General features: G+C 57.1%; 10 protein-coding genes. 5 read left to right on the top strand and 5 right to left on the bottom strand.

From position 1 onward, the window contains the following. The first annotated feature begins 163 nt into the window (after nucleotides 1-163). Entirely contained in the window at nucleotides 164-1,288 is a 1,125-nt protein-coding gene (locus MTP37_RS12955; protein WP_120081270.1) for a DUF362 domain-containing protein, read from the top strand. Nucleotides 1,289-1,365: 77 nt separating this feature from the next. Here MTP37_RS12955 and MTP37_RS12950 read toward each other — a convergent pair whose 3' ends face one another. Beyond that, entirely contained in the window at nucleotides 1,366-1,974 is a 609-nt protein-coding gene (locus MTP37_RS12950; RefSeq protein WP_249237620.1) for a hypothetical protein, read from the bottom strand. Nucleotides 1,975-2,226: 252 nt separating this feature from the next. On the opposite strand from MTP37_RS12950, the gene MTP37_RS12945 reads away from it, so the two are divergent. Beyond that, entirely contained in the window at nucleotides 2,227-3,771 is a 1,545-nt protein-coding gene (locus MTP37_RS12945; protein ID WP_249237619.1) for a PTS transporter subunit EIIC, read from the top strand. Between the two features lie 320 nt (nucleotides 3,772-4,091). Next, nucleotides 4,092-5,072 (top strand): tRNA glutamyl-Q(34) synthetase GluQRS, encoded by a 981-nt coding sequence (gluQRS, locus tag MTP37_RS12940; protein WP_249237618.1) that lies wholly within the window; start codon nucleotides 4,092-4,094, stop codon nucleotides 5,070-5,072. A 46-nt stretch (nucleotides 5,073-5,118) separates the two neighbouring features. Here the strand turns inward: gluQRS and MTP37_RS12935 are convergent, their stop codons facing one another. From MTP37_RS12935 to MTP37_RS12920, 4 genes are all read right to left on the bottom strand, one after another. Beyond that, nucleotides 5,119-5,781 carry a phosphatase PAP2 family protein gene (locus MTP37_RS12935; protein WP_249237617.1) on the bottom strand — a complete coding sequence of 221 codons (663 nt, stop codon included), beginning with the start codon at nucleotides 5,779-5,781 and terminating at the stop codon, nucleotides 5,119-5,121. Between the two features lie 324 nt (nucleotides 5,782-6,105). Continuing rightward, nucleotides 6,106-6,849: a PmeII family type II restriction endonuclease gene (locus MTP37_RS12930; protein WP_249237616.1), complete on the bottom strand. Its 744-nt coding sequence runs from the start codon at nucleotides 6,847-6,849 to the stop codon at nucleotides 6,106-6,108. Next, on the bottom strand, nucleotides 6,836-7,984 hold the full coding sequence (locus MTP37_RS12925; protein WP_249237615.1) for a DNA cytosine methyltransferase: 1,149 nt from the start codon (nucleotides 7,982-7,984) through the stop codon (nucleotides 6,836-6,838). The genes MTP37_RS12930 and MTP37_RS12925 overlap by 14 nt, the downstream gene beginning before the upstream one ends. Nucleotides 7,985-8,093: 109 nt before the next feature. Further along, entirely contained in the window at nucleotides 8,094-9,461 is a 1,368-nt protein-coding gene (locus tag MTP37_RS12920) for an MATE family efflux transporter (RefSeq protein ID WP_249237614.1), read from the bottom strand. 297 nt (nucleotides 9,462-9,758) lie between these two features. On the opposite strand from MTP37_RS12920, the gene MTP37_RS12915 reads away from it, so the two are divergent. Beyond that, complete coding sequence (locus MTP37_RS12915; protein WP_249237613.1) at nucleotides 9,759-11,414, top strand: putative manganese-dependent inorganic diphosphatase; 1,656 nt, start codon at nucleotides 9,759-9,761, stop codon at nucleotides 11,412-11,414. A 222-nt stretch (nucleotides 11,415-11,636) separates the two neighbouring features. Beyond that, nucleotides 11,637-11,963, top strand: a complete 327-nt coding sequence (locus MTP37_RS12910) for an acylphosphatase (protein WP_249237612.1) — start codon at nucleotides 11,637-11,639, stop codon at nucleotides 11,961-11,963. Nucleotides 11,964-12,036 lie beyond the last annotated feature (73 nt).

Below are 12,036 nucleotides of genomic sequence, written 5' to 3'. Positions count from 1 at the left end.
AAATATGGCCAGAGCGATCAGCGGAGGCCATTCTGATCGTGGGACACAGAGGGGTGCCCGCCGCCTTTATCCCGCTCTTTTTCTTTGAAAAACTTTGTGCTATACTGGTAAAAGAGAGAGTATGCGGCAGCGTGCCGTACAAAGCAAAATGGAGGAAACTGCTATGGAAGCATCCAAAGTTTATTATACAGATTTCCGCTGTCCCGTGGGCACCAGCCTGCTGGACAAGCTGCGCCGCGTGTGCATTGCTGCCGGCATCAAGGACATTGATATGGATGGCAAATTCGTTGCCATCAAGATGCATTTCGGTGAGCTGGGCAATCTGGCATTCCTGCGCCCCAACTACGCCAAGGTGGTGGCTGACCTGTGCAAGGAGCAGGGCGGTCTGCCGTTCCTGACCGACTGCAACACCCTGTACCCGGGCAGCCGCAAGAACGCACTGGAGCACCTCACCTGTGCCCAGCTGAACGGCTTCTGGCCCATGACCACCGGCTGTCAGGTCATCATTGCGGACGGCCTGCGCGGCACCGATGAGGCAGAGGTGCCGGTGCCGAACGGCGAATACTGCAAGACGGCAAAGATCGGCCGCGCCATCATGGATGCGGATATCTTTATCAGCCTGACCCATTTCAAGGGCCACGAATCCACCGGCTTCGGCGGTACTCTCAAGAACATCGGCATGGGCTGCGGCTCCCGCGCGGGCAAGATGATACAGCACGCCGCCGGACACCCGGAGGTGCAGCAGAGCCTGTGCCGCGGCTGCCACCGCTGCGCCAAGGAGTGCGGCTCCGATGCCATCACCTACGATGCCAACAACAAGGCCGTCATTGACCAGACCAAGTGCAAGGGCTGCGGCCGCTGCATCGGTGCCTGCAACTTTGACGCCATCTATTCCCAGTGCGACAGCGCCAATGAGATGCTGGACCGCAAGATGGCCGAGTATGCGGCTGCCGTGTGCGCCGGTCGTCCCTGCTTCCATATTTCTCTGGTGCAGGACATCAGCCCCAACTGCGACTGCCACTGCGAGAACGATGCTCCCATCCTGCCGGATATCGGCATCTTTGCGTCCTTTGACCCGGTGGCGCTGGATCAGGCCTGCGCGGACGCCTGCCTGAATGCACAGCCGCTGCCGAACAGCCAGCTGGGCCAGAACCTTGCAAAGCCCGGCTGGAACTGCCACCATGACAACTTCAAGGATTCCAACCCCAATATTGAGTGGAAGGCCACGCTGGAGCAGGCCGAAAAGATCGGCATGGGCACCCGCCAGTATGTGCTGAAGAAGGTCTGATGCCGCAGGCGGCCCCGGCCTTTTCGCAAAAACAAAAAGAAGCTGACCAGTCCGGTCAGCTTCTTTTTATGTTGGGTTCACTGGCCCACTGCGGGCACGCAGTCGTCCAGCACGGTCTGCAGGGCCTGCCAGTTCTTCAGGGTGCAGCCGGGCAAAGCGTCCGGGTCAAGGCCGGCGTCCTCGATGCGGCCGGTCATGCTCTCCTTGTCGCTCAGCAGGCTCAGCGCGTCCGGCTCGATCATCGTCCAGGCCTCGGCAAAGCTCTCCTGCTCGTCGGCGTCCAGGGTGTCGTACCAGTTGTAGAAGGCTTCCTGCACAGCATCCGGCGTGCGGGAGGCAAGACGGGCGTCTTCCGCCCACTGCAGCAGGGATGCCGCTGCGATCACCGATTTCAGCGAGCAGCCGGACACGCCCGGGCCCCAGCCGAGGCAGGGCTCGAAGGCGGCAGAGGTGCCGGTGATGGAGAAGATGGAGTTCTCGTCAAAATCACCGGGGTTCAGCCCGGAGGTGTCGGCCCGGGTGGTGGAATCGGGCAGCACTTCGCCGGAAGCAGCGGAGCTTGCAGAACTGCTGGCAGAGCTGGGCACTTCGGAGCTGCTGGCAGCAGTGCTGCAGCCGGCCAGAATGCTGCAGGCCAGTGCGGCGCACAGCAGAACAGAGAGGATGCGGGTATATCTTGATTTCATAGCAGTGTCCTCCATGAGCAGTGCCTTGGCGCAGAGGCCGCAGCACCTCAAAACGATACACCCTAAGTATACGTTCTGCGGCAGCGGTTGTCAATCGGACGGGGCAGAACGAATTTCAAGTGGGGGAATCGGCACCCTGCACAAAGAACGGCGGCATTTTTAGGAGCTTTGCATTCTTGACATTTTCCGCAAAAATCGGTTGACTACAGATAGGACTTTGCCGCATCGGCGGCCGGAAAGGAAGGAAACGCCATGAAACACCGGTTCACGGCCGCACTGGAGCGGTTTTCCCGCGCGATGCTGGCCCCGCTGACCTATCTTTCGGCGGCGGGCCTGCTGCTGGCAGCAGGGGCCCTGCTCACCAGCACCGCGCTGTCCGGGGCGCTGCCGCTGCTGCAGTGGGGGCCGGTGCGGCTGATGGGCAGGATCCTTTACAAATGCCTGTCGGCGGTCATCTCCAACCTCAGCGTGCTGTTCTGCACCGGGCTTGCGGCGTCGCTGGCAAAGCAGGAAAAGCATCAGGCGGCGTTCATTGCGCTGATGAGCTACTTCATCTATCTCACCGCCGGCAATGTCACCCTTGCCGAGCTGGGCCTGCTGGCGCAGCCGGACGGCCTGACCGGCCTGTACGGTGCAGGCCAGACCAGTGTGCTGGGCATCCAGACCGTGGATACCGGCGTATTCGGCGGCGTGCTGCTGGGCCTGCTGACGGCCCATGTGTATGACCACACCTGTAAAAAGGCCCACAGGGGGATCCTGGGCGGCGTGTTTTCCGGGGAGCGGTGGTCCTTTACCTGCATGGCAGCGCTGGCGGCGGTGCTGGGCTTTGGGGCCTGTTTTGTCTGGCCTCCGGTGCAAAAGGCCATTGCTGCCCTTACCGGCTTCCTTGCGGCGTCCGGCAATATCGGTCTGTTCCTGTACGGCTTTCTGGAGCGGCTGCTCATCCCCACAGGCCTGCACCATCTGGTGTATATGCCCTTCCAGTTCTCGCAGCTGGGCGGTCAGCTCACGGTGGGCAGCGTCACCTATACCGGTGCCTATGTGGTCATGATGACCGAGTACAATCTGAACCTGCCCTTCTCCGATGGCATCGTGTGGATGTACACCGGCTTTACCAAGACGTTTGGTTACTTTGGCATTGCGGCGGCATTCATCTTCTGTGCCCGGCGCGGCAGCCGCCGCAAAACGGCGGCCCAGCTGCTGCCGCTGGCCTTCACGGCATCGCTGGCCTCGATCACCGAGCCGATGGATTTTCTGTTCTGCTTTTCGGCACCGGTGCTGTGGCTGGCTCACGCGGCCATTTCCGGTGCGTTCATCGTGCTGCTGCACCTGTGCCATGTGACCGCCTTTACCTCCAACCTTCTGGGTTCGCTGGCAATGAACCTCTCTGCCGGTGTGGCCCGCACCCATTATCCGGTGCTCTATCTGCTGGGCCTTGCCCAGATCGCAGTGTACTTTGTGGTCTTCACGGCGCTTATCAAAGCGCTGGACCTGCCCACGCCGGGCCGACGCCCGGAGGAGCCTGTCCGGCCGGAAGCGGCACCGCTGGACGATGCCGGGGTGGAAAAGCTCATCGCCGCCCTCGGCGGGCGGGAGAACATCTGCACGGTGGACAACTGCTTTACCCGCCTGCGGGTCACGGTGCAGGATGCGGCCTTTGTCCGGGAGCAGGCGCTGAGGGAGCTGCCCTGCAGCGGGGTGGTGCAAAACGGCTGCAATGTGCAGATCGTTTTCGGCATCCGTGCGCCACAGGTCCGGCAGGCGGTGGAGCAGCGGCTGGACAGGGTGGTCTGTTGACCTTTGGCGGACGGGCAACTATAATAGGGAAAAAGCGGCTTCCCGCGCAGAGCGAAAGGATTTTTTGTGTTCCGCCGGTTTTAAGTCGCTGCGTGACGAAACGTAAGGGCAACAGCATGTTTTCATGCTGACGCGAATGCTCCCGCAGGGAGCCAGCGTCAGCATATGCCGTTTCCCGTTACGACCCCTTCCCGTGAAAATGCGTTTGGAGCGCTCCGCAGAGCGCGACAAACGCGAATATATAAAATAATATTTCCGCTGATATTGCCAAAGCGGACGCGTCGGCAATTTTAAATCGTCCGGCGGCTGAAAGGATACACATGCAAGAACAAGCAGTTTTTACGCAAAAAACAGAGCCTGTACCGCCAACCGGCCGCTTTGCCCCCAGCCCCAGCGGTCGGCTGCATCTGGGCAATCTGGCCTGCAGCCTGCTGGCGTGGCTCAGTGCCAGAAGCCGGGGTGGACGCATCGTACTGCGCATTGAGGATCTGGACGCCGAGCGCTGCCCGCGAGTCTACGCCGACCTGCTGGAGCAGGACCTCGACTGGCTGGGCCTTGTCTGGGACGAGGGCGGCAGCACCGGCGGGCCGAACGGCCCCTATTACCAGAGCGAGTGCGCGGAGATCTACGCCTCCAGCTTCCGGAAGCTGGAGGACAGGGGGCTGGTGTACCCGTGCTTTTGCTCCCGCGCCCAGCTGCACGCGGCCAGTGCGCCCCATACCTCAGACGGCAATGTCATTTACCCCGGCACCTGCCGGGGCCTGACCGCCGCCGAAATTGCAGAAAAACGCAAAAAGAAAGCCCCGGCCTACCGCTTGATGGTGCCGGATGAAGAGATCACATTCGTGGACGGCTGCATGGGCCTGCACACCGAGAACCTGCTGCGGGACTGCGGCGATTTCTACCTGCGCCGGGCAGACGGCGTGTTTGCCTATCAGCTGGCCGTGGTGGTGGACGATGCCCGCATGGGCGTCACCGAAGTGGTGCGCGGGTCAGACCTGCTGTCCTCCACGGCACGGCAGCTGTACCTGTACCGCCTGCTGGGCCTGCAGGCACCGGGGTTTGCCCACTGCCCGCTGCTGCTGGCCCCGGATGGGCGGCGGCTGTCCAAGCGGGACGGCGACCAGAGCCTGGAAAACCTGCGCACAAAATACACCGCGCAGGAGATCGTGGGCAAGCTTGCCTACGCCTACGGTCTGCAGCCGGAACCTGCGCCCCGCACGCCGGAAAGCCTGATCGGAGAGTTTTCCTGGGCAAAGGTGCCAAAGCAGGATGTCTGCCTGCCGGAAGGGCTGTTTTAAAGCAAAAAGAGAGCGCCGTCGTTGGACGGCGCTCTCTTTTTGCGTATCAGTTCCACCGCATCTGCGGCACTTCGCTGCGCTCCTCGGAGCGGGTAAACAGGGCATCCAGTGCCAGTGCCAGCAAGGCGCCCAGCGCCACATCGATGCAGCTGTGCTGCTTGAGCAGCACGGTGGAGCACACGATGGAAATGCACAGCACGGCAGCGGCCGGACGCATCCAGCGGCGGCGCGGCTGCTCAAAAATACGGCAGCGGTAGTACGCCAGCAGCAGCGTTACCGAGTTGAACACATGGATGGACGGGCACACGTTGGTGGGGGTATCGGTGCGGTACAGCGTCCGCACGGTGCGGGCAAAAAAGTCGTTGCCCGGCACATAATAGGGCCGCAGGGCAAGGCCGGTGGGAAGAATGACATAGCAGGCCAGTGCGATGGTCATGCCGGCAAACAGCGGCAGGCACAGCCGCCAGAAGTCCTCCCGCGGGGCACGCCACAGCAGATAGAACAGTGTGAACGGGATCCACACAAACCATGCAAAATAGGGGATGACGGCATATTTGCAGAAGGGGATCAGGTCGTCCAGCCGGCAGTGCACCAGCACCAGATGGGGCATGGAGATCCGCGTCTCCAGAAAATTGAATGCGGAAAGATAAAATAACAGATAAAGCGCCATGAAACAGATGGGATGGCGCGAAAACCAACTGCGCTTCATTGAAAAAGCCTCCTTTTTGCAGAAGCAAAATCTCTTAGCATTGAGAAATTATACGCCGGGAATGTGACAAAAACAAGAAGGAAAGCGGACAACATTGCTGAAAAACAAATGAATTATTTGTGCGTATTGCGTAAAAAATGGGGTAAATCCGCAGCGCAACCGCGGGCGGTTCCCCGACCCAATGTTCCTGCTGCACCACAGACAGACACGACGGGGATTAAAACGGAACCCGACGGGCCTTTGGTTACAATACGGATCAGAACACCGAAATACTGCACAGAATTGAAAAAAGTGCCCGCCACGAAGGCAGGCACTTGAAAGCGTTTAATCACCGCTATTGTATTGGATGAGTTTTTCCCAATCGATGGAACCATCTTCCTTACAATATGTAAGAGTAAAATCTCGCACCATGCGATTTTGGGCTTTATTATACGCATCTTCAAAAGAGGCTGCAAATTGTTCGGGTTTCTGCCCCATGTAATCGATGATCTTGGTATAAAAACTAGAATCACCGGTTAACCATTCCCAAAAATCTTTTCCGGCAAGCTCTTTGTAAAATTTTTCGTTTTTTGATGAAACTTTTTTCTTTCCATAACCATATCCGACAACGGGCATAAATGCACGATGAGCTTGTTGGGCGCGCTTCTGTGCGGATTGAAAATTTTGTTCCTGACGCTTTCGACTGTCGGCGTTAAAAACAGATGTACCACTCTTTACAGCGATGCTATAAATTGTGTTGTTTTTATCCACTGTAATATCAACACCTTCTGTAACAGCCTTTTGTCCGCCAGAAACAACAATAGCAATTGGTTCAAAGAATGTATTGCCGAAAATGGTTTCTTCACTTGAAGAAACATAGGCAGAAAGAATGTTATCCACGACTTGAGTAGCGTTGTTGATTCCTTTTGCTCGATATAAATACGGATTTTTACGTTTTAGAATTTTATTAAGATTGATATTGTTGAGGTTTTCGGTGAGAGAAGAATAAAAATCATTCAGTGCAACAGAAATGGCAGCTAGAACCTGCTTTTCATCGTAAGAAGAATTTAATGGTTCAATCGTCAGCATGATTTATACCTCCCAATCGAATAGCTTCCTGAATCTTTTCGTGAATGCCGGTTCCACGGATACGTTTTACTTTAACAGTTGCAGTATTATCGGCTGTGGCAACAATGGCTTCGCCGATAGCTTTGGCTAGCCCAACAGGAACAGCGTTTCCAATTTGTCTATATTTATCTACAAGTGTTCCGGTAAACTTCCAATCATTTGGAAATTGCTGGATACGAGCATATTCAGCAACACTTAAAGGCCGATCTTTCGTAGGGTGACACATCATAGTTGCCTTTTGAATAGGGCTTGTGACAACAGTAGGTGAAGGCTGAGAATAAGAAAGTCGTCGATAAAAACCAACCTTTCCACCGCCGGACGAATAAGCTCCACCCATGGCTTCCTTTAAAATGTCGGGAGGAAGATTTTTCCAATTTCCTCCTTCGGGAACCATTTTCAAATACTTTAGACGAAGAGGAGTGAAATCTGCGCACTCACCAGGAGTGTTTTCTAAATCACGTATACAATCGCCAAGGGTACTCCAACGGTATGCCGCGTTTTGATGCATTTGAAAATGGGTAGGAATAGGTAAAAATATATCTTCATTATCCCGACTGCCAATCATAACAAAACGTTCGCGAAATTGGGGAACACCATAATTTACAGAATCTAAAACACCATATACTGTTTTATAGTTTAGTTTTGCAAACTCTTCTAGGATAATGTCGATAACCTTACCAGCTGTGTTTTTACCATCAGCATCTTTTAGAGGAGAACTCATTAAACCTTTTACATTCTCCATTACGAAGAAGCGAGGCCGGATAACATCGATCATTCGTACATATTCGCGAAAAAGGCTTCCACGTGGATCATTGATGCCAAGACGCTTTCCGGCGGTCGAAAAAGGCTGACAAGGTGGACCACCACAGATAAGGAACGGTTCCCCGAACGTTAGCCCTGCAGCAGAAAGTAATTCTTCTGGCTCGATTCTGCAAATATCACCTAAAATAGCCTTATGCCCATTTTGAAACATAGTGTTGACACAGGCTTTGTTAAAATCCTGCCCGATTTGAATATCGATTCCAGCTTGCTGTAGGCCAATATCTAAACCCATGGCACCGGAAAATAAAGAAATAGATTTTTTGGTATCTTTCACAATAAACTCCTATGCGTGAAAAACTTTGCTTAAATTATAGCATAATTGAAAGACAGATAACAGCCAAAAACTAAAAAAGACTGTCATGCTGACAGCCTTTTGAGAAATTTCAGATCACATTCTGTTCCAGCCACTTGCCGCGCACGAAGCGCACAAAGAAGCACAGGGAGCGGAACGCCCAGTCCAGATACATGCCCATCCAGATGGCCAGCAGGCCGCCGTGGAAGGCCAGCACACACAGGTAGCAGAAGCCCACCCGGAAGGCCCACATGGACACGATGCTCACGGTCATGGTAAAGCGGGCGTCGCCTGCCGCACGCAGGATGTTGGGCATGGTAAAGCTGGAAGGCCAGATGAACAGCGAAACGATGTTGAACCACACCATCACTTCCAGCGCCATGGCGTAGGCCTCGGGCGAGAGGCTGAACAGGCCCAGTGCGAATTTGTTGGCAAACAGGAAGGCCGAAAGGTTCATGAACCATGCGCCGCAGTAGGCAAACAGCATCAGGCGGCGGGAGTAATACACGGCCTGATCCTTTTCGCCTGCGCCAAGGCACTGGCCCACCACGGTCAGCGCGGCCATGCCCACGGCGTTGGCCGGGATGTTCAAAAAGGTGGTGGTGGTGTTTGCCACGGCGTTGGCCGCAATGGCGGCGGTGCCCAACGTGGAGGTCAGGCTGGAAACGGACAGCTTGCCGATCTGGAACATGCCGTTCTCGATGCCGGCCGGGATGCCCACCCGCAGGATCTGCCGGATGAGCCGTGCTTTGGGGGCCAGTGCACGCAGGCCGTCCACGCGCAGCGGGCAGTCGGGCTTCTGCAGCAGGTACAGCACGGCAAAGCAGGCAATGGCGCGGGATACAAGGCTTGCCAGCGCTGCGCCCATGACGCCCATTCTGAAGCCGTAGATCAGCACGGCGTTGCCGCCGATGTTCACCACGTTCATCACCAGACTGGACAGCATGCTGATCTTGCTGTTGCCCTGCGCCCGGAACAGGGCCGCACCGGCGTTGTACAGGCCGATGAAGGGGTAGCTCAGGGCCGAGAGCAGAAAGTAGGTCTCGGCATAGCGCATCACGTCCGCGTCGATGGAGCCGAAGATGCCCTGCAGGATGGCATGGCGGCCCGCCACCACAACGGCGGCCACCAGCAGGCTGAAGCTGGACAGGATGAACAGGATCTGCGCGGCGGCGTTCCGGGCGTCACGGGGTTCCTGCCGGCCGATGTACTGGCTGGTGACCACCGCGCCGCCGGTGGCCAGTGCGCTCATGATCTGGATCATCAGGGTGTTGAAGCTGTCCACAAGGCTCACGCCCGACACGGCGGCTTCTCCCACCGAGGACACCATCAGGGTGTCCGCCAGACCGATGGTCACGCTGAGCGCCTGCTCTGCGATCAGCGGCAGCAGCAGGGCAATGAGCTGCTGCCGGGTGAACAGCGGCGGCTTATGGAACGAGGGCGTTTTGGTTGCTGTCATAGGTTCCTCCGTAACGGTAACGAGATGCACTTGGATACATGACCTATATCATACAGCAGAACGCGCAGAATTACAAGAGATGGATACAACAAATCGGAGAAGCTGTTTTTATAAGCATGGAACACCGCCTTGTCCGGGAGCCGAAAGCCGCACCGCAGCGTGTTTGTTCCGCTTTACCCGTGCAGGCAATTGTGCTAAAATAAATCTGAGGTGCACCGCGCTGTGCAGGAGCGGGGAGTGCACCATGGTAAATGAGATCAACATAGAAGGTAAACCAGGACCCAAAGGGGGAACAATATGCCCAAAACAGCCCATAAGGTCGTTGTCATCGGACATCGCAATCCGGACACCGACTCCATCTGCTCGGCCATTGCCTATGCAGAACTGAAAAACAAGACCAGTGATCTGGTCTGCGAACCCCGCCGTGCAGGCAAAATGAATCAGGAGACCGAGTTCGTGCTCAAAAAATTCGGGGTCAGGCCCCCGCGCATGTGCACGGACGTCAACCCCAAGATCCGGGATGTGGACTACCGCGAAATGCCCGGCATCCCCGGCTCCACCAGCCTGCGCAAGGCGTGGGAGATCATGCGCGACCGCAAGATCGACACCCTGCCGGTGACGGCAGCGGACAACGAGCTGGAAGGTCTGATCACGGTGAAGGACATCGCCACCGCCAACATGGACCTGTTCGATACCGGTATCCTTGCCAAGAGCCGCACCAGCTACAAGAACATTCTGGAAACACTGGGGGCCACCATGGCGGTGGGCAGCGAGGACGCGGTGTGCACCACCGGGCACATCCGCATTGGCACCGCCACCCCGGAAATGCTGGAAAACAGCATGGAAAAGGGCGATATCGTCATCCTGACCAACCGCTACGAGAGCCAGCTGTGCGCCATTGAGAAGGAAGCCTCTCTGCTCATCCTGTGCAACAACGCCAAGGTGGGCCGCACCATCCAGCGCATTGCCGAGGAGACCGGCGTTGCCATCATGACCACCCCGGTGGATACCTATGCTGCCGGTAAGCTCATCAGCCAGTGCGCACCCATTTCCTACTATATGACCCGCAGCGACATCATGAAGTTCACCCTCGTCACGCCGGTGGCCGATGTTACCCGTGTGATGGCCAAGGTGCGCCACCGCTATTTCCCCATTCTGGACGAGGACGGCAAATACTGCGGCATGGTCAGCCGCCGCAACATCATTGCGCTGCGCAAGCGCCGCATTATTCTGGTGGACCACAACGAAGCCACGCAGGCCGTGGAGGGCTTCGATCAGGCCGAGATCCTGGAGATCATCGATCACCACCGCATCGGCAGTCTGGAGACCAGCGGCCCGGTGTACTTCCGCAACCAGCCGGTGGGCTGCACTGCCACCATCATCACCCAGATGTACGACGAGAACGGCGTGGAGATCCCGCCGCAGATCGCAGGTCTTCTGCTGGCGGCGATTTTGTCGGATACGCTGGTGTTCCGCAGCCCCACCTGCACGCCGCTGGACGAGGCCCTTGCAAAGCGTCTGGCAAAGATCGCCGGGGTGGAGATCGACGAGTTTGCCAGCGAGATGTTTGAGGCAGGCGAAAAGCTGGACGGCAAGACCGCCGAGGAAGTGTTCCTGCAGGATTTCAAGGTGTTCATGTGCGGCGATATCCGCTTTGGCGTGGCACAGGGCAGCTACATGACCCGCAAGAACCTGCAGGCCGCCGAAGCGCTGCTGCAGCCCTATCTGGAAGAAGCCCGCAACAAGCAGAACGTGGAGGACATCTACATGCTGCTCACCGACGTGCCCAAGGAAGAAAGCGTGGTCATCAGCGATGGCCGCTATGCCTCCGAGGTGCTGGCCGACGGCTTTGAGACCCAGCCCGCCGAGGACGGCAGCTTTACGCTGCCCGGTGTGGTGAGCCGCAAAAAGCAGTTCATCCCGGCGCTGATGACTGCCTATCAGGAGCTTTGAGGGAAAGGAAAGCTTCTTCGCCCTCTCAGTCTCTAACGCGCCAGATTCCCCCTTTTGTCGCTGCGCGACATCTTCCCCCGGAGCGGGGGAAGTCTTTCCTCAAAGGGGGAGCCCTTGGCAAAACCGCAAACGTTGTATGGACTGCCAAAGCCTCTCACTCTGGGAGAGGTGGCATTGCGGAGCAATGACGGAGAGGGCGAGCCCGGTAAAGGTTTAAATGCTATGTTTAACTTTTTAAACAAAAAAGACCGCACGCCGCCTGCTCTGCCGCAGGGAACGGTGCGCCGCCGCTATTCCATCGAAGGGCAGGTGCAGGGGGTGGGCTTCCGCTACCGTGCCCGCTATGCGGCCCAGACACTGGAGCTGACCGGCTGGGTGGAGAACGAGGACGATGGCAGTGTGACGCTGGAAGTGCAGGGCGACCCGGATCAATTCATGCGGCTGTTCGCCATGATCCAGAAAAGCGATTACATCCGGATCACCGGCATCCGCCAGAAGGATCTGCCGCCCGACCCGTGGGAGCGCGGCTTCTCGGTACGGGGATATTGATGCGAGACCGAGCGGGCCTGTACAAACAAAAAAGCTGACGCAGAAGCGTCAGCTTTTTTGCTTTTCTAATTTT

It is taken from the genome of Faecalibacterium sp. HTF-F, from assembly GCF_023347535.1.
Lineage (GTDB): Bacteria > Bacillota > Clostridia > Oscillospirales > Ruminococcaceae > Faecalibacterium > Faecalibacterium wellingii.
Note: the sequence above shows the minus strand (reverse complement) of the source record. Positions and strands in the feature narration are given on the sequence as shown.

Bases quoted from the DNA above. Each gene is read 5' to 3' on its own strand.
- MTP37_RS12955 (WP_120081270.1), top strand. From the start codon at position 164: ATGGAAGCATCCAAAGTTTATTATACAGATTTCCGCTGTCCCGTGGGC.
- MTP37_RS12950 (WP_249237620.1), bottom strand. From the start codon at position 1,974: ATGAAATCAAGATATACCCGCATCCTCTCTGTTCTGCTGTGCGCCGCA.
- MTP37_RS12945 (WP_249237619.1), top strand. From the start codon at position 2,227: ATGAAACACCGGTTCACGGCCGCACTGGAGCGGTTTTCCCGCGCGATG.
- gluQRS (WP_249237618.1), top strand. From the start codon at position 4,092: ATGCAAGAACAAGCAGTTTTTACGCAAAAAACAGAGCCTGTACCGCCA.
- MTP37_RS12935 (WP_249237617.1), bottom strand. From the start codon at position 5,781: ATGAAGCGCAGTTGGTTTTCGCGCCATCCCATCTGTTTCATGGCGCTT.
- MTP37_RS12930 (WP_249237616.1), bottom strand. From the start codon at position 6,849: ATGCTGACGATTGAACCATTAAATTCTTCTTACGATGAAAAGCAGGTT.
- MTP37_RS12920 (WP_249237614.1), bottom strand. From the start codon at position 9,461: ATGACAGCAACCAAAACGCCCTCGTTCCATAAGCCGCCGCTGTTCACC.
- MTP37_RS12915 (WP_249237613.1), top strand. From the start codon at position 9,759: ATGCCCAAAACAGCCCATAAGGTCGTTGTCATCGGACATCGCAATCCG.
- MTP37_RS12910 (WP_249237612.1), top strand. From the start codon at position 11,637: ATGTTTAACTTTTTAAACAAAAAAGACCGCACGCCGCCTGCTCTGCCG.